The organism is Paenibacillus sp. FSL L8-0158, assembly GCF_038592965.1.
Classification (GTDB): Bacteria; Bacillota; Bacilli; order Paenibacillales; family Paenibacillaceae; genus Paenibacillus; species Paenibacillus polymyxa_D.
In genome coordinates this window covers 3,026,175-3,043,759 of record NZ_CP151949.1, presented here as the reverse complement: position 1 = coordinate 3,043,759, position 17,585 = coordinate 3,026,175, and the positions used below count along the sequence as shown (strand labels likewise).

Annotated in this window: 12 protein-coding genes; 8 read left to right on the top strand and 4 right to left on the bottom strand. The window is 43.7% G+C overall.

Annotated features, from left to right (window positions below):
• Window positions 1-24: 24 nt before the first annotated feature.
• Together NSQ68_RS13085 and uxuA are read right to left on the bottom strand one after the other, a co-directional pair.
• Entirely contained in the window at window positions 25-1,632 is a 1,608-nt protein-coding gene (locus tag NSQ68_RS13085) for a mannitol dehydrogenase family protein (RefSeq protein ID WP_342426180.1), read from the bottom strand.
• Window positions 1,633-2,709 carry a mannonate dehydratase gene (gene uxuA / locus NSQ68_RS13080; RefSeq protein WP_342426179.1) on the bottom strand — a complete coding sequence of 359 codons (1,077 nt, stop codon included), beginning with the start codon at window positions 2,707-2,709 and terminating at the stop codon, window positions 1,633-1,635.
• Window positions 2,710-2,864: 155 nt separating this feature from the next.
• On the opposite strand from uxuA, the gene NSQ68_RS13075 reads away from it, so the two are divergent.
• The 4 genes from NSQ68_RS13075 (at window position 2,865) to ppsA (ending at window position 7,396) form a co-directional block, all read left to right on the top strand.
• Window positions 2,865-3,518 (top strand): GntR family transcriptional regulator, encoded by a 654-nt coding sequence (locus NSQ68_RS13075; protein ID WP_307345110.1) that lies wholly within the window; start codon window positions 2,865-2,867, stop codon window positions 3,516-3,518.
• A gap of 50 nt (window positions 3,519-3,568) precedes the next feature.
• Entirely contained in the window at window positions 3,569-3,763 is a 195-nt protein-coding gene (locus NSQ68_RS13070; RefSeq protein WP_342426178.1) for a hypothetical protein, read from the top strand.
• A gap of 166 nt (window positions 3,764-3,929) precedes the next feature.
• The gene (locus NSQ68_RS13065; protein WP_342426177.1) at window positions 3,930-4,301 is read left to right on the top strand and encodes a hypothetical protein; all 372 of its coding nucleotides are present in this window, start codon (window positions 3,930-3,932) and stop codon (window positions 4,299-4,301) included.
• Window positions 4,302-4,777: 476 nt separating this feature from the next.
• A complete protein-coding gene (ppsA, locus tag NSQ68_RS13060; RefSeq protein WP_342426176.1) occupies window positions 4,778-7,396 on the top strand; it encodes a phosphoenolpyruvate synthase in 2,619 nt (872 codons plus the stop codon).
• Between the two features lie 413 nt (window positions 7,397-7,809).
• On the opposite strand, the gene NSQ68_RS13055 is transcribed toward ppsA, so the two are convergent.
• Window positions 7,810-9,972 (bottom strand): amidase, encoded by a 2,163-nt coding sequence (locus tag NSQ68_RS13055; protein ID WP_342426175.1) that lies wholly within the window; start codon window positions 9,970-9,972, stop codon window positions 7,810-7,812.
• Window positions 9,973-10,379: 407 nt separating this feature from the next.
• On the opposite strand from NSQ68_RS13055, the gene NSQ68_RS13050 reads away from it, so the two are divergent.
• A complete protein-coding gene (locus NSQ68_RS13050; protein WP_307345099.1) occupies window positions 10,380-10,529 on the top strand; it encodes a hypothetical protein in 150 nt (49 codons plus the stop codon).
• Between the two features lie 235 nt (window positions 10,530-10,764).
• Window positions 10,765-11,733 (top strand): LacI family DNA-binding transcriptional regulator, encoded by a 969-nt coding sequence (locus NSQ68_RS13045; protein ID WP_342426174.1) that lies wholly within the window; start codon window positions 10,765-10,767, stop codon window positions 11,731-11,733.
• A 386-nt stretch (window positions 11,734-12,119) separates the two neighbouring features.
• On the opposite strand, the gene rpoN is transcribed toward NSQ68_RS13045, so the two are convergent.
• Window positions 12,120-13,502 (bottom strand): RNA polymerase factor sigma-54, encoded by a 1,383-nt coding sequence (gene rpoN / locus NSQ68_RS13040; protein WP_342426173.1) that lies wholly within the window; start codon window positions 13,500-13,502, stop codon window positions 12,120-12,122.
• Window positions 13,503-13,777: 275 nt separating this feature from the next.
• Between rpoN and NSQ68_RS13035 the strand changes: the two genes are divergently transcribed.
• Both NSQ68_RS13035 and NSQ68_RS13030 read left to right on the top strand, forming a co-directional pair.
• Entirely contained in the window at window positions 13,778-14,599 is an 822-nt protein-coding gene (locus tag NSQ68_RS13035; protein ID WP_342426172.1) for a Cof-type HAD-IIB family hydrolase, read from the top strand.
• A gap of 49 nt (window positions 14,600-14,648) precedes the next feature.
• Window positions 14,649-17,429 carry a sigma 54-interacting transcriptional regulator gene (locus NSQ68_RS13030; protein ID WP_342426171.1) on the top strand — a complete coding sequence of 927 codons (2,781 nt, stop codon included), beginning with the start codon at window positions 14,649-14,651 and terminating at the stop codon, window positions 17,427-17,429.
• The last annotated feature ends 156 nt before the right edge of the window (window positions 17,430-17,585 follow it).

Below are 17,585 nucleotides of genomic sequence, written 5' to 3'. Positions count from 1 at the left end.
CAAAAGAGAGAAGAACAAATGCTTCTAGTTCACATACTTCTCTATCGTGCTTCGGACTGCTCCGGGACCTGCCAGCATTTCATGAAACATGGCTTCAATTTTGTCGCCCAGACCGATTTCATATAATCGGACACCGAACAGTTTGTCATCCTCGAGGAGGCAGCGAACCTCGGAGGTCTGATCGCCCAGCTTCGTATTTTGCAAATATCCTTGCAACGTATCCAGTAACGGGTCCGGACTGAGTGTGAAGGGTTCTCCTTGATCATCCACTCCCAGCAAATAGCGACACCAGAGCGCAATGGTCAAGGGAATAGCAGTCAAGTTCGCAGGATCAAGCCCTGCTGTGCTAGCATAAGACTTTATGGTTTCCCCAAAACGGATGCTCATCTTTTGAGAGGTATCTGTTGCAATCCGCTGTGGCGTATCCGGAATATAGGGATTGGCGAAGCGTTCCTGCAATACCTCGTCAATAAATGGTTTCGGTTGGATAATACCGGGATCAACTACAACAGGCAAACCTTCCTTGTAGCCGATGGTTTCCACCAGACGACGCAATGTCTGATCCTTCATTTCATCTGCAATAAGCTCGTACCCAAGCAGACACCCAGCTAGCGCCAGCGCTGTATGCAGCGGATTGAGACAGGTAGTGACTTTCATCTTCTCCACTTTGTCCACCGTATCCCGATTTGTGAAGATGATACCAGCTTCCTCCAGTGCAGGTCTCCCGTTCGTAAACTTGTCTTCAATGACCAAATACTCGCTAACCTCAGCATTGACAAAGGGAGCCGTATACGTATGCCTGGAGGTAACGATCATCTCCATGTCGGCTAACCCCAGCTCCTGAAGAGCAGACTGTACTTGCAAGGAAGGGCGGGGGGTGATTTTGTCAATCATGGTCAGGGGAAAGGTTATTTTCTCCTCATTCTGCAGATAGTCTGCAAATCCTTCCTTTACTAGGCCTCTGCGAGTCCACTCCTTGGCAATGGCAATCATACTATCCTTTAACAGATCGCCGTTATGGGAGCAATTATCCATGCTCACAAAAGTCATTGGATGCTGCCCCTTCAGATAACGCCGATAGGCAAGCGAAGTAGCTATGCTCATCACATGCACTGGCTGTTCGGGACCATTCGTCAAATCCCTCTCCACAACAGCCAGATACTTGCCATCGGGCCCGGTCAGGACGTAACCTTTTTCCGTGACGGTAAAGCTGGCCATCTGGAGGGACGGATTCTCAAATGTTTCAATCAGACGGAGGTATTCGTCTGGACGGTTTTGCTCTGCTGCGAGGCTCTCGACGACGCTTGCGACCACACTCTTGTGAAATCTTCCGTCTGCACTCATTAAAACCAGTAAGGTTAGATTGCCGTAAGGCTTATAGACTTTGTCGATCATTTCAAAATCAAAGACTTCGGCCGCAATAATACCTGTATCCGCTTTCAGTTTATTCAGCAATTGTTGTTGTGCGTTGGCTATCAACCCTCGAAAAATATTGCCTGCGCCGAAATGCACCCATTGCGGTCTAACTCGGGTGTTATTGGCCACAAGCTCCAGATCAAATTTCGGCAGTTCGATGCCTGCTGCTTCCCAGGCCACCTTGTCTAAAAGGCCTTTCCGGTCAAGTTGAAGCATTTATTTCACTCCTTTGCCTTGAGCGAGACTATCCCAGACACCAAGCAAGTACATAACTCCCAGTGCACGGTCATACAAACCGTAGCCTGGCCGACAGTTCTTTTCTTCCCCCCATAGATGTCTACCGTGATCCGGACGTACATATCCCTGATAGCCGTTCTCGTGATAAGCTCTAACTACTTCTGGTACATCGACGCTTCCGTCCTTCCCGCGGTGTGACACTTCAATAAAGTCCCCATTCTCAAACACCTTGACATTACGAATATGCGCAAAATGAATACGATCATGGAATTCCCGAATCATGGCTGGCAAATCATTCTCAGGATTGCTCCCTAGTGAACCTGTGCAGAAGGTTAGACCATTATATGGACTGTTCACTGCATTGAGAATGCGCAGAATGGACTCACGACTCCGGACAATTCTCGGCAACCCGAAGATGGGCCATGCCGGATCATCAGGATGAATAGCCATCTTGATGTCAACTTCCTCGCACACCGGGATGATGCGCTCAAGAAAATATTTCAGGTTGTCAAACAGCTTGTCTTCTGTAACATCTGCGTAAGCAGCAAAAAGCTCATCCAGTCTCGCCAACCGCTCCGGTTCCCAGCCAGGCATGGTGAACTTCCCGGCTCCCTTGAGAATCCGATCCACCATCTGGCGGGGATCATCGGTAATGGCAGCCTTTTCATAAAAGAGGGCGTTGGACCCGTCAGGTAGCTCCTTATACAGCTCCGTTCTTGTCCAGTCAAAGATAGGCATAAAGTTATAGCAAATTACCTTGACTCCCACTTTGGCTAATTTGCGAATGGTGTCAATATAAATGTCAATATATTGATCTCGGGATGGCAGGCCGATTTTAATATCGTCGTGGACATTGACACTTTCTACGACTGCCGTACTAAAACCTTTGCTCGTAATCTGATCTGCTACCTCATGAATTCGCTCCATTTCCCATACTTCACCGGCTACCTTATCATGTAAGGACCAGACAATGCCCATGACTCCAGGAATTTGCCGGATATGATCCAGTGTAATATTGTCGTTGCCTTCGCCATACCATCTCCAGGTCATATTCATAACGATACCCTCCCTAATTGTTTTTTTATCTTGTATACAAGATTGAGTTGATCATAAATTATGATGTTCATCCTTGTCAATGATAATTATAAAGGGATTTGTCACCTCAAAATGTTTTATAATAGCTCTAGATATAAAGTGAAGGTAGGAATGAAATGTTGACGAAAGAAGAAATCAAGCAGCTTTTGAAAAATGATATTTTGTCACTGACCTTAAAGCCAGGTACTCTGCTCAGCGAGACGACCTTGTCAGAACGCTTCCAGCTGTCCAGAACTCCACTACGCGATGTATTGAAGTGGCTTGCGCTCGAGTCTTACATTGACATTTATCCCAAGAAGGGGAACATTGTGTCCTATATTGATTTGGAGTCCGTTGAACAAATTATTTACTTAAGAAGCGCATTGGAAAAGGAGATTATGAAGGAGCTTTCTTCGCAAATTACATTAAGCGATGTGCAGAAGCTGAGCGATATTCTGGACAGACAGAGAACTGTGATCGAAGAAGATCATGCTACGGATCAATTTCTCAGTTTGGATGATCAGTTCCACCAAACCATGTTCCAATTGGTGGGGCGGGAGTTTCTTTGGCAGCTCATTCAGCAGTCAAATGTTCACTATATCAGATATCGCAAGCTGCATATGCTGGAAACAGGGAAGCTGATGGGCATCTGGCATGAGCACCAAGCTATGCTTGAATACATGCTGAATAAGGAAACAAGCAAAATGGATGATCTGGTTCATCATCATCTTAGAGAGGATATCCATTCTCTCGACTTTCTCCGGAAGTTCGCTGATTATATCAAGAAATAAGGCAGCTAGCTTAAATTAACTTGTATGAATATTGAGGAAGTGAGGGAATCATGGAGGCTGTTCTACGAGTTGGATATATCGGTGAAAGAGCGCAGAAGAAATGCGAGACTGCAGCAAAATTTATGGGCGTAAACGTGCTGGCCTTTGTCATTCCGTTTTTGCTCGTGAGTATTGTTATTTACCGTCAGGCGGTGGTCAAACTGGAGAATTCCCACAGGAGTTTTCAGGCTTGTATACATGTCTGATAGAAACCTCCTTGAATACACTCATGGAATAATACGATAATATAACTCCATTATTTGTAATTGGAACTGCAGACTCTGCTGAAGAATGCAGGTAAGAACAAGTACAATTTCCATGATGTAAGTAAAAAATGCCAGACCAATTCTAGATTATAAAGGGGGTAACCGTATGTGCAGATATGCAATATACGGCCCATATAAAGATATTTTTGCCTGCTTTACCTGCAGGAAAGTATATAAGCAGACATCACGGTTTGAAATGCCGAAGGATGAATATGAACGGATTGTCCATGTCTGTCCGCAATGCCAGGCATCTATGCATAACATGGGTCATGATTTTCAGGCCCCGAAGCAAACGGATATCAAACAGTGGAAAAAGGTAGAGCTACTATATCAACAAGGATACGCTTACCACTCCTGCGGCTGTGGTGGCCCCGGGTACAGACCCTCTCGGCTGCCGGAGGTACCTGAATTTCTGGAAACACAGCGAACGTTTGAGAATAAGGGAGAGGCGCTGCTGTACCGAATTTTGCAAAGCTAGAACAAACGTAAGTGAAAGTAAATTTGCCAAAGGGAACAAACATATGATTGGAGGCAGTCGTAAAGCAGTGTATTTTGAAGCGTATCCAACAATTCGAAGAAGTGTACTCGTGGACAGGTTATATATCGGAATTTGTTTGATCGAGCAAAGCAGGTGTTGTAAGGTAGATGGACTTGGAATGAGATAATATTCTTGTCATGCAGCACCTGTCGGGTAATAAGAATTTCACCCCATTCATTGCTGTGAAATAGCGGCTTTTTTATTTTAAGAAGTAATAGCGGAAATCAAAAAAGAACCTGGATAGTTTTATCAGGTTTTTTTATATTGCATATAAAACAGACACGATGATATAATCAGATTACGTCTTCTGAATTTATGGTAGGCATAAGTATCACATCCTACAATTAAATCTTATCATGCCGCTAAACTATTGTCAAATGTTTTTTTCTCAATTTAATGGTTAGGAGAGATGTTGAATGACTTCACTGGTTCTCGATTTTCAAGAAATGGATAAAACTCAGCTTTTGCTTGTTGGTGGAAAAGGGCTGCACTTAGGGGCATTAAGCAAAATGGAAGGAATACAAGTACCAGAGGGGTTTTGTGTTACAACAGTGGGATATCAAAAAGCCATCAAACAAAACGAAATGATTCATGCTTTGTTGGATCGGCTAACTACGCTTAAAGTAGAAGATCGAGAACAAATTTATGAAATCAGCAAGAAGATTCGACATGCCATTATGGAAGTAGCCATTCCTTCCGATGTTGTGAAAGCAGTTGCTCACTATCTCTCCCAGTTTGGCGATGAATATGCTTATGCCGTGCGTTCTAGTGCGACTGCCGAAGATTTGCCACATGCCTCTTTTGCTGGTCAACAAGACACCTATTTAAATATTATCGGCAAAGAATCTATCTTGGAGCATATCCGAAAATGTTGGGCTTCTTTATTTACGGAACGCGCGGTAATTTACCGAATGCAGAATGGATTTGATCACAGCCAAGTTTATTTATCTGTTATCGTTCAAAGAATGGTGTTCCCACAGGCTTCAGGGATTTTATTTACCGCTGATCCCATCACTTGCAACCGAAAGCTGCTCTCTATCGATGCCAGTTTCGGACTTGGAGAAGCACTGGTCTCTGGCTTAGTCTCTGCCGATTGTTATAAAGTACAGGAAGGGGAAATCGTCGATAAGAGGATAGCAACCAAAAAATTGGCTATCTATGGACGAAGAGAAGGCGGAACAGAGACTCAGCAAATCGATCTCGATCAGCAAAGGACTCAAACCCTTACGGAACAACAAATTTTACAACTGGCACGCATTGGAAGACAGATCGAAGAACATTTCGGCTGCCCCCAAGACATCGAATGGTGTTTGGCTGATGATACATTTTATATTGTCCAGAGCCGGCCGATCACCACTTTATATCCCATTCCTGAAGCAAATGACCAGGAGAATCACGTGTATGTATCTGTCGGCCATCAGCAAATGATGACTGATCCTATTAAACCACTGGGGATATCTGTTTGGATATTAACAGGTGCCACGCCCATGTTTAGAACTGGTGGCGGAAGGCTGTTTGTGGATATCACGATGGGCCTGGCTTCACCGGCTGGCAGGCAAAATTTATTGGATGTTCTAGGGCACTCCGATCCGCTCATAAAAGACGCGCTTATTACCATCATAGAGCGGGGAGATTTTATAAAATCGGACCCATTTGACACAAGCGAACCGGGGCCTGTTAAAAGCCATAAGGGTATGTCATCTGCGGATATTCTGGCAGAAGCAGGAAACGACCCGGAAATTGTTGCTGTTTTGATTAAGAGTAGTGAGACATCGTTATCAAAATTAAAACATGATATCCAAACGAAATCAGGATTGGATGTATTTGATTGTATCTTGGAAGATATGCAGCAACGGAGGCAGCGAGCGTCAGATCTGAAAAATTTGAATGTGATTATGGCCGCCATGCATGCTTCAGCATGGATCAATGAAAAAATGAATGAATGGTTAGGTGAAAAAAACGTAGCAGACACACTTTCCCTATCTGTACCTAACAACGTCACTTCTGAAATGGGCATGGAGCTACTGGATGTTGCAGATGTGATTCATCCCTATCCGGAAATAATTGAGTATTTACAACAGGTAAAGGATGATAACTTTTTGGATGAACTGGTTCAATTCGAAGGTGGGCAGCAGGTGCGTGATGCTATTGCTGTTTATCTCGACAAATACGGAATGCGATGTGCCGGGGAGATCGATATTACAAGAACACGCTGGAGTGAAAAACCAAGTACACTGGTACCTATGATCCTCAGTAACATCAAAAACCTTGATCCTGGCGCCAGTAAACGAAAGTTTGAGCAAGGGCGACAGGAAGCTTTGAAAAAAGAACAGGACTTATTAGCCCGATTGAAACAATTACTGGGTGGTGAACAAAAAGCCGAAGAGACAAAACAAATGATCGACCTAATCCGGAATTTCATCGGTTATCGTGAATATCCGAAATACGACATTGTTAGTCGCTACTTTATTTATAAACAGGCTTTACTAAAGGAAGCGGAACGACTCGTACAAGCCAACGTTCTTCATGAAAAAGAAGATATTTACTATCTCGCTTTTGAAGAATTACAGGAAACCATACGCACAAATAAACTGGATTACCAGGTCATCGACAAACGAAAAGATGAGTACAGATTATATGAAAAACTAACTCCGCCACGTGTTATCACGTCTGATGGCGAAATCATTACGGGTCAGTACAAACGAGAAAATATCCCTGCCGAAGCTATTGTAGGCCTCGCTGTTTCTTCGGGCATTGTAGAGGGGCGGGCACGTGTGATCCTGAATATAGAAGGGGCTGATCTGGAAGATGGCGATATACTAGTTACCGCCTTTACCGATCCCAGCTGGACTCCATTGTTCTTATCCATAAAAGGCTTGGTTACGGAGGTGGGCGGACTGATGACCCATGGAGCCGTTATCGCACGTGAATATGGCTTGCCAGCCGTTGTGGGAGTGGAGAATGCGACCAAACTGATAAAAGATGGGCAACGAATTCGCGTGCATGGAACCGAAGGGTATATCGAAATATTGTAATGGCTGAATACGCTAAGTAATAGCCTCTGTCATAATGGACGGTATTAAATGCAACCTGTCATGGATAAAAGGGCGGTTATCCTGTCGTCCTTTTATCTACCCATGACACAAAGTACTCCCCAAAAAAATCAACTGATTTTAATTTTTGGGGGGAATACTTTAAGAACTTATTTATTTGATGATCGAAAAAACACATTATTTAATGTGTAACAATAATCAGGAACCTTTAGGAGTTATCAATGGTTTCCCTTGCTGCGATCAACACAATGATTTATACATAGCTGATCCGATCTAAATCTCTTGTGCTGCTGTGTGATTATTTATAATGATCTAATTTATGCGTGCAGCAGAGGAAGACACACCGAATTTTTTTATTCAACAAAATCCAAAAGTGAGTTCTATGATGTCCTACGTTATTGGGGTAAAGTGACAGACTTGACTTGAGCAGAGGTATTTCCGTAAATATCCTTAGCCAGCACGAGAATATGCAGCGTATCGGCCTGGGAGGCACCATCCTGTTTGTATTTAGTAGTTGGAAGCGTTGCTGACCAATTGGTTTTATCTTCTGTAATAACGACACGAATGCCATTGACATAAACTTTAAGCTGTGCGATATCGCTTTGATCTGTGACTGAACCTTCCAAAGCGAGAACATCATCCGTGATCGAAGCATTCAACTTAAGTTCAGGGGCTCCTGTTTCCTTGCGTTTAGAGGGTGGGAGAGCAGTTTGCGGGTTATAGGAAAAGGTTTCATCCTCAAGCGCTGGCGTGCGTGCAGCAATAGGACGGTTTTTGGTCGCTTGCTCATAGGAATAAGCGTAACGAAGCAGGTCATTATCACTGTATGCGGCGCCTGCCATCGTCAGATTAACGGGCATTCCGGTATCCTTCATAGCGCCCATACTCACAGATACACTTGGGATCCCGTACTCGCGTAGAATGAAATTCGTATTGGAGAAATAGTTGCCATTCTCCCAAGCCTCCTCATAGGATGTTTCATTCACATCGGAGTCAGCTTTGCCGATATTCGAATTTGCCGGGAATGCAATAAAATCAAGGTTGTTTTGCTTCATCCAATTTTCAAAATCAATCTTTCGTACATTTTCAAGCCCCCGTAGTCCTTCTTGAAACTGAGGAATTTGTTCGTAAGGGGTGACGCCTTTTTTTATGGTTTCAATAAATACGTCATAGTGGCCAAGGTCTCTGCCACGTTTGGCATCTACCGAACCGGGCGGATTCGGGAAGACGGTTGCAGGGTCTATATTAGCCCATGACGGGAATTTCGGATCGCCCACACTTTTAAGGAATTCCTCAGCTGCATAGGGATTAAGCAGCCCGAATTCCTTTTCACTCCACTTTGCCGGCATCAGACCACGTTCTTCAGGTGTTTTTGCTGTTGGCCGATCCTTTTCGCTGTTCACTTGCAAGGGAAAGTCAACTTCCACTACTTCAGCTCCAAGGGCAGTTAAATCCTTTACAGCTTTTTCCCATAATGCTTGTATTGAAGGTCTAAATTTGATCGGAGTTGTAGTTTCATGGTCCTTACCGATATAGATTTTCGGAACACCGATGCGTTTGCCTTTCAAAGCTTGAGTATTTCGCAGCTCTAGATATGAATTGGGACGGACACTGTTGACAGAAGGGAGGCGAACGGCTTTCTGTTCTCGCCAGAAATCACCCTTGTTGATTTTATCCTCTACAACAATAACGTCAAGCAAGCGGAGCATGTCCTCGACAGTCCTCGTATGTGGGACAACGACATCCCGTATAGGGAAAAGCGGCCAATTCCCCCGAATGGAGATTAAGCCCCGTGATGGCGTGTAGGCAATTAAACCATTGTTAGATGCTGGTGATCTTCCAGAGGATACTGTTTCTTCTCCCATACCAAAGGCAGCGAGGTTGGCGGCCGTTGACACGCCAGATCCGTTAGAGGAGCCGGAGTACCAGGCTGCAGCCAAATAATCTGGATTGTACGGACTTTCAGCACGGCCATAAACGCCTCTTTGCATTCCACCTGCTGCCATTGGTGGCATGTTGGTTTTACCAATTAACACTCCACCGGATTTGCGTATCTTATCTACTGTAAAGGCGTCCTCCTTTGCCATCAAGTTTTTGAAAGCCGGAGATCCAGAAGCGACAGTGAGTCCCTTAACCTTGTAACTATCTTTAACCGTGTAGGGGATGCCTTGCAGAGGCCCGGTCTTAATACCTTGTGCCCTTAGTTGATCAGCCTGAGCAGCTTCTTTTAGTACGTCGGGGTTCAGAACAGGAATGGAATTCAGTCGAATGCCACTAGAATCATAGGCATATACCCGGTTAAGGTACAGGGTGGTGAGCTCGACACTTGACAGTGCTCCTGACTTCATCGCTTCCTGCATTTGAGCAATTGTAGCCTCTTGCAATTGAAATGTGACTAGAGAGGAGGCGGATTCACTAGTTTTACTAGAGGATGAGGGTGAAGGAGCGGCGGATGCAAGCGGGCTTCCCGTGAAAGTTAAAATCATACCAACTGAGATCCATTTGCAATAGTTGCTGATTACATTCCTTGTATTCGTTTTTAGCGTTCGTGCGCACATAGCATTTCACTCCTTAAAATAGGTAGGATCAGGAATTTAAAAAGGGGGGGATGAGAAAGGCGCTTTTATAGCATAAATGTTTCTAACTATACTACTTATTTTCATGTCATATGTCAATTTTTGTAATGATCAATACAAGGAAGGTTGTATTCTCTCAGATAAAAATGGTGAGGGATGAAGAGGGCATGGAAGTTATCACGGACTATAGTGTTCAATATCATGATGTATATGTACGTCTAAACGAAAAGTGGTTCATTAAGGGATGACGATTCCTTTAGCATCGTGCGTCGTGAGCAAACTGGGCACCCAAGGAATCGAGCATTAACGTCCATCAGGTTAGCTATATTAAGCAGCACGGAGGCTGCGCCAACATCTTACCTTCTGTACAATGAGGGGGAGAGAGGGTATTGTTTTTTGAAAGAAAAATGCTCCCCCGTAGACTGATGATGACCGGGCGCTTACCAGTTCATAAGCAGGGTTGGCATGAAAAGGGCAAGATCGAGGAGCAAATCATTTTTCTGACGGATGTACTGGAGAGAATACTTGAGCAAGCGTAGGCATATTTCAGGAACAAAAATTGATACTGATTTTAACCGTTCTCTCTAATGATAATTTTCATCAAAAGCCTTGTTTTTTCAAGATCCGCATACAACTGACAATAGAGCTTCATTAAAGCGACGACATTCTTTAGAAAGCATGAAAACCGTCAGCAAAAAAAGAGCATCAAAAAAATTGAAACGTTTCCATCTTAGTGTTATTATAATTTTCATAAAGAGAGATAGGGGGAGGGAGATGCCAAGTATTAAAGATGTAGCTAACTTAGCTGGCGTAGCTGTAGGAACTGTATCCCGAGTTATTAACAACTCGGGCTCTGTAAAACCAGATACACGCAGAAAAGTGGAGGAAGCTATACAAGAACTGAATTATTTTCCTAATGAAGTCGCTCGAAATTTTAAGATGAGGAAATCCAAGATGGTAGCCTTGCTGCTTCCAAGTATCTGGCATCCTTTTTTTTCTGAACTGGCTTATTACATTGAGGATGAGTTGGAGCAGGAAGGCTTTAAGCTCATGTTATGTAATAGCGGCGGCAAGCCCGAAAAGGAACTGTATTATCTGGATATGCTACGGCAAAACAAAGTGGCTGGTATTGTCGGCATTACTTACAATGATATAGAGAATAGCATAAGTAATGACATTCCGATTGTAAGTATTGATAGGCACTTCAACAAAAAAATTACCTGTGTGACCTCCGATAATTATGAGGGAGGGCGTCTGGCTTTGAGGGAGCTCGTTAAAGTGGGAGCCCAGAAACCGGCTTTTATGGGAAGCGTCACTTCCGTTTTCAGTGAAACCATGAATCGAAGAAAAGGTTTCATTGATGAGGCGAAAAAATTAGGTGTAGACTATGTTGTATACGAGAAGCCCGACCCTTTAGTGGACGACGATGCCTATTTTAACGAGTTCCTAAATGAGCATCACGATGTGGACGGCATTTTTGCTATTACCGATATGTTAGCCGCCAACTATATAGAAAGAGCACGCAGGCAGGGCATTCGCGTTCCAGAGGATGTAAAGGTTATCGGCTATGACGGGATTCAGGATCATCCTTATTTTCATCCGATATTGTCTACAATCAGGCAGCCAGTGGAGGAGATGGCACGTCTGACAATCAGACTGCTTTATAAGAAAATCGAAGGTGAAACTTTAGATAAGCAAGTGTATCGTCTCCCCGTTGTCTTCAAGCAAGGCGAAACTACATGATTTTATTGTGAAATTATCAGCTCATTCGATCGATTCATAGTATGGATCTAATGACTGACGTTTTTCTTACAGCAAGTTGGAAGCGTTTCAAATGTTAAAATATCCTAGTTCAAGATGAACACCAACATCCCAGCTTTGATTTCAAAAGAGTGAACAGCGGAGCGGATCAGACCGCTGCCAAGAACATGGTTATGGTAACTCCCAATCGAACCACTATTTGTCGGTCGCATACTGGTATCAGCGAGAGTTGCATAAAAGCTTTCCTGAGACGGTGCCTGTCTTGCTGCACCGGCCACTTTCAGAGAAAGAGGCGGCCGAAATGAGCACTAAAAGATTGGCTGCCTATAATTAATTTTTTTCGATATGTGAGCGCTGCCCTTAGACATTTAAACTTCAAACTGTTTTCTTTTGGCAGAAGAAAGATATCTCAGTTCTTCCCGATATTTCGCCACGGTTCTGCGTGATAGATGCAGACCTTCCTTTCCCAGCAGGGTGGTAATAGCCTGATCCGATAACGGCTTTCGCTTGTCCTCATCATCTATCAAATTTTTGATACGCTTTTTTGCACTCTCCGATGAAGCAGCGTCTCCGTCCGCTGACGTCAAGGAGGAAGTGAAGAAGAATTTAAGTTCGAACAATCCGCGAGGCGTCTGTATAAATTTATTACTGACCGCCCTGCTGACCGTGGATTCGTGTAAGCCCGTCTTTTCGGCAATCTCCTTTTGGGTGATTGGTTTGAGGAAATGCACGCCATGCTCAAAAAAATCCTGCTGCTTTTCCACGATGGCCTTGGCAACCCGTAGAAGTGTCAGCCGACGTTGCTTCAGGCTATTGATCAGCCATTTTGCCGTATTCATCTTCTCGTGGATAAAACGTTTGGTTTCATTATTCGGTAGATCCTGCATCATTTGCCGGTAAAAAGGGTTGATCTCAACCCGCGGCGCACTAATGTCATTAATCAGGACAAGATATTCGCCGTTGGCTTTTTCGACCGTAATATCTGCTATGATGTATTGCTGCTCTTTATGAGCAAATGTTGCGCCCGGGCATGGATTTAGCTTGCGAATTCGATCGGCCAACTGTATAACCTCTCGCCTACCGATTTCAAGAGCATCCGCAATTTTTTGTATCCGATTGTTCGCCAGATCGGCCAGATGGTTGCTTACCATTCTGACTATGCAGTCATCATCCATGCCAGCAAGCTGGAGCTGGAGAAGAAGACACTCTTCCAAGCTGTAAGAGGCGATCCCCGGTGGATCAAAACACTGTATCACCAAGAGCATATCCTCAATTTCGGCTATGGGAACGTCCAATAGTGAGGCGATTGTTGGAACATCAAGTTCTAAATATCCCATTTCATTCAAATTGCCAATGAGGTACCGTGCCACCATACGCTGTGAATTTGTAAGCCCACTTACCAGTCCAAGCTGCCTGTTCAGATGTTCAAACAGGGTATCATTCGGATTGGGGACAAAATCTAGAAATGTAACGGGGGTTGCTCGCTGGACCGATGGATATTTTTCTCCGCCACGATAATGTTCAAGCAGCTCTCCTTGATCTTTCTGTGAAAACCGCTCTGCTTCTTCTTTGATACTGCCTATGGACATATTAAACTCCGGCAAATCAATGACTGGATTATTGTTCGCCTGTTCATGCAGATAGGATATTAAATCAGCCGAAGAATATTGCAAGATCGTGATTGCTTGTCGTAATTCGGGCGTCATAACCAGCTTGAATCCTTGTTCTTGTTGTAATCCATATCGTATCATTGACTTATTCAAACTCCTTTTCTGTACATTTCCAGTACAAATTCACAGTCTGTCATTTATGAAAGATCTATTTCTCTAAGCCTATGCTATTATCCTGCCTAAATGTTAACGTTACCGAGTAATTTTATCTGATAGAAACGGTTCATACACATGGTCAAAGCTTATCGTAATAAGTAACAGTTATTATGTGTGTTGCATTTTTGGTTATATACACTATCTTTCTTGTATACTCATTCATTGAATAACAAAATACACTGGAGCTGGAGGAATCATTTATGGAAACTTATAAAATTGTCTGCACTGATATTGACGGGACGCTGCTTAACTCGGCGCATCAAATCACGGAAGCAACCAAAGAAACCATTCTCCAGGTTATAAATGATAAGCAGATTCCAGTGGTTCTTGTCTCTGCGCGAATGCCAAAAGCAATTATTCCATTGCAGAAGCATCTTGGTATTTCTGAGCCTCTCATATGCTACAGTGGGGCACTTGTTATAGATAGGCATGGGAACAAGCTGAACACCCGTTATATAGATAAGAAAATGACACAGCGTTTGCTTGACAGCCTGGCTGCCTATGATCTTCACGTAAGCCTGTATAAGGATGATGAGTGGTATATTGAGCAATTGGATGCATGGGCGCTTCAAGAACGTGACATCACCAATATCGAGCCTCGCATTTATAGTTTTTCTAAGCTTACCAATGGTTGGAGAGAAGAAACTGATGGAACCAGTAAAATTTTGTGCATGGGTGATCCCGCAGAGATCAGCCGCGTCGTTCAAGTATTGCAACCCGTATACGGCGAAGAAGTAAATCTCTACTTATCCAAGCCTACTTATCTGGAAATCATGTCAAAAAAGGCTTCCAAAACCGCAGCCATTCAAATTCTGCTAAAAGAGTACCAACTGAAACAAAGCGATTGTCTGGCTATTGGTGACAACTACAATGATATCGACATGCTGGCCTTTGCGGGACTTGGCATTGCCATGGAAAATGCTCCCCTTGAGGTCAAAGCTGCTGCCAACACCGTTACTCTTTCGAATGATGAGGATGGAGTAGCTTATGCGCTGAAAAACCATATTCTGTTCCCTAAATAAGCAGGTTGAAATCAATTTCCAATAACTGATTCAGGCTGGAGGGATACAGTTGAAACGAATAGATAAGATTTTAGAGTATATTGCCGAAAGCACCAAGAAAATTTCCAAAGAGGCTTTACTTGCGGGGGAAGGGATTACGGCTGCGGAAATTGCTGATGATCAAAAGATGCTGAGAAACAATGTGAGCAAAGAGTTGAATAATTTGCTGCGTGACGATCTAATCCTTAAAATCAAAGGAAGACCGGTCAGGTTTCTGCACAAGCAGATTATCGAGGACACCTTTCGAGTTCGGCTGAAAGAGAAACAAATTGAGGTCAAAAGCATCAAAGAGGTATTGCTGCCTGACGAACAGGTCGATCCGTTCCATGCCTTGATCGGTTTCAGGGGCAGCATGCGTAACCAGGTTGAGCAGGGGAAGGCAGCGATTCTGTATCCTCCTAGAGGTCTGCATACACTGATAGTCGGGCAGACTGGTGTTGGAAAAACTATGTTTGCCAGGTTGATGTACCATTATGGCAAGTATATGAAGCGGTTTTCAGAGCATGCGCCATTTATCGTTTTTAACTGTGCTGATTATTTCAATAACCCCCAGTTGCTACTTTCCCACATCTTTGGTCACGTTAAAGGGGCGTTTACAGGCGCTGATCATGAAAAAGCAGGGCTGGTGGAGAAAGCTGACGGAGGCATCCTGTTTTTGGATGAGATTCACCGTTTACCCCCGGAAGGCCAGGAAATGATTTTCTATTTCATGGATACTCACACCTATAACAAATTGGGTGAAACGGATCGAAAAAGAGACGCGAGTGTATTATTGATTGGAGCTACGACGGAGGATCCCGGATCATCCATGCTGAAAACCTTCATTAGGCGCATACCCATCACGATCAATATCCCTTCCCTTCAGGAACGTGCTATTGAGGAGCAAATGCTGATTTTGAAGTATTTGTTTGCTAACGAGGCCAATAGGGTAAACAAGCCGATCAGGATAGAACCAGAGGTAGTAAGAGCTCTGATCGGCAGCGTCACCTACGGCAATATCGGCCAGCTAAAGTCGAACATCCAGCTGGTATGCGCGAAAGGGTTTTTAAACAGCATACATGAAAACAAAGAAGAAATAGGACTTGATTTTAAAAACCTGCCAGGAAATATCCGAGATGGTTTGTTTAATATTGATAAAACGCAATATAAGATGAAGGAAATGGGAGGTATTTCCTCGTCCCTATACGTTACTCCAGAAGGAAGAAAAGCTTTGGATGAAGAGGTTGTTTCCGAGCTGCCGTTTAACCTTTACAAACTAATTGAAGACAAGATTGGCATGCTGAAGGAAGAAGGGCTCGACGACGTCTACATCCACAGATTTATTGCTACGGATGTCAATATCCATATTAAAAGCTTTTATAACCGTTTTTATAACACCAAGGGGAGCAGGGAACGAATTCTGAAAATTGTGGACATAGACATCCTTGAATTCTCCGAGCAGATTAAGGAAATGGCCAAAAAAGAACTAAACCGAAATTACAGCGAGAGATTCGTGTATGCTTTTAGTCTTCATTTAAGCGCCTTTTTCAAGCGCACCAGAGAGAAAAAATTCGGTGATGCACGAATCTATGAACCGACGAATGACCATGATGAAGAGTACAGACTGGCCCAGACTATCAAAAGTTTGATCGAGTCTAAGTTCGGTGTACATGTGCCGGAGGCCGAAATAACTTATATGTCGATTCTTCTAAAATCTGTTGAGGAGGAACGACAGGGTAGTGTGGGAATTATTGTGGCGGCACACGGCACCAGTACAGCGAGCAGCATCGTCGGCGTCGTAGACAGCTTGCTGGGCAGTTCTAATCTTTGCGCTGTTGATATGCCCCTCGATGTCAGTCCTAGGGAAATTTTGGAGCTTATTATCGATAAAGTAAAGAGCATTGACCGTGGTAGAGGCGTGTTGCTGCTGGTTGATATGGGCTCTTTGCTCAATCTTGAAGAAACCATTATGGAACGTGTTGGAATCAATGTAAAGACCATTGATATGGTTTCAACTCCGCTCACGCTGGAGGCTGTCCGAAAGGCCAGTGTTTTTGACATGGGGATAGAGGAGATATACCAATCGCTAAAGGATTTCAGGGGATATAACAATAGCAGCGCCGCAGTGAAAGTAGTTCATAAGGCAATTGTGACGGTTTGCTCCTCCGGCAAAGGTGCAGCGGTCAAATTGAAAGAGTTTGTGGAGAAAATTGTCTGCGATTTGACGGATGAGGAAATACTGGTTGTCCCGGCAAGCGTAAGGGAGTTGGATAAAGTGGTCCAGGATATGCGGTCTAAGCGAACAATTCTTGCCGTGATTGGAGTAAAACGGCCAAGCGAGCCGGAAATCCCGTTTATTCCCTTGGAAAAGCTGATTGAAGCAAGCGGTGAGCAGACATTGAGAGAGCTACTGCTGAATAACAAACAGATCCCTGCTGTGGATCAAAGTGTAGTCGTCAGGGAGTTATGCGAGGAAAGTCTGAAAGAATTTATGACTTATTTGAATCCCCACAAAATTCTGGGAATGGTGATGAGATTTGTGCAAGAGCTGGAACTTGGATTGGAAGTCAAATTTGATTATGCAACAAAAGTCCAAATTTCTACTCACACAGCTTATGCGCTGGAACGCATGGTTATTCGCGATGGACTTGTTTATCAGGGGGAAGTAAAACAGCTCGACCAGCGCATATTTGAGGTGGTAAACCGTTCATGCAGCATATTTGTTTCTGGTATGAATCTTATACTTTCTGATGACGAAAAATATTATATTTGCGAAATGTTGAGCGAAGTATATAACTTTATTCAACAGTAATGGCCAAAGAGTATAAAACGCTTTCACATGTGTATGAAAGCAGTGGGGATTGATAAATAATGATCTGTTCAGACTGGAAAAAACCTCCGACACAACGGGGGTTTTTTTGTTGTTTACAAATTTTTTCTGATCTATACAGATGTTTGGCACAGAACT

Coding starts and splice junctions, on each gene's coding strand:
- NSQ68_RS13075 (WP_307345110.1), top strand. CDS start 2,865: ATGTTGACGAAAGAAGAAATCAAGCAGCTTTTGAAAAATGATATTTTG.
- NSQ68_RS13035 (WP_342426172.1), top strand. CDS start 13,778: ATGGAAACTTATAAAATTGTCTGCACTGATATTGACGGGACGCTGCTT.
- ppsA (WP_342426176.1), top strand. CDS start 4,778: ATGACTTCACTGGTTCTCGATTTTCAAGAAATGGATAAAACTCAGCTT.
- uxuA (WP_342426179.1), bottom strand. CDS start 2,709: ATGAATATGACCTGGAGATGGTATGGCGAAGGCAACGACAATATTACA.
- NSQ68_RS13055 (WP_342426175.1), bottom strand. CDS start 9,972: ATGTGCGCACGAACGCTAAAAACGAATACAAGGAATGTAATCAGCAAC.
- NSQ68_RS13070 (WP_342426178.1), top strand. CDS start 3,569: ATGGAGGCTGTTCTACGAGTTGGATATATCGGTGAAAGAGCGCAGAAG.
- NSQ68_RS13045 (WP_342426174.1), top strand. CDS start 10,765: ATGCCAAGTATTAAAGATGTAGCTAACTTAGCTGGCGTAGCTGTAGGA.
- NSQ68_RS13085 (WP_342426180.1), bottom strand. CDS start 1,632: ATGCTTCAACTTGACCGGAAAGGCCTTTTAGACAAGGTGGCCTGGGAA.
- rpoN (WP_342426173.1), bottom strand. CDS start 13,502: ATGATACGATATGGATTACAACAAGAACAAGGATTCAAGCTGGTTATG.
- NSQ68_RS13065 (WP_342426177.1), top strand. CDS start 3,930: ATGTGCAGATATGCAATATACGGCCCATATAAAGATATTTTTGCCTGC.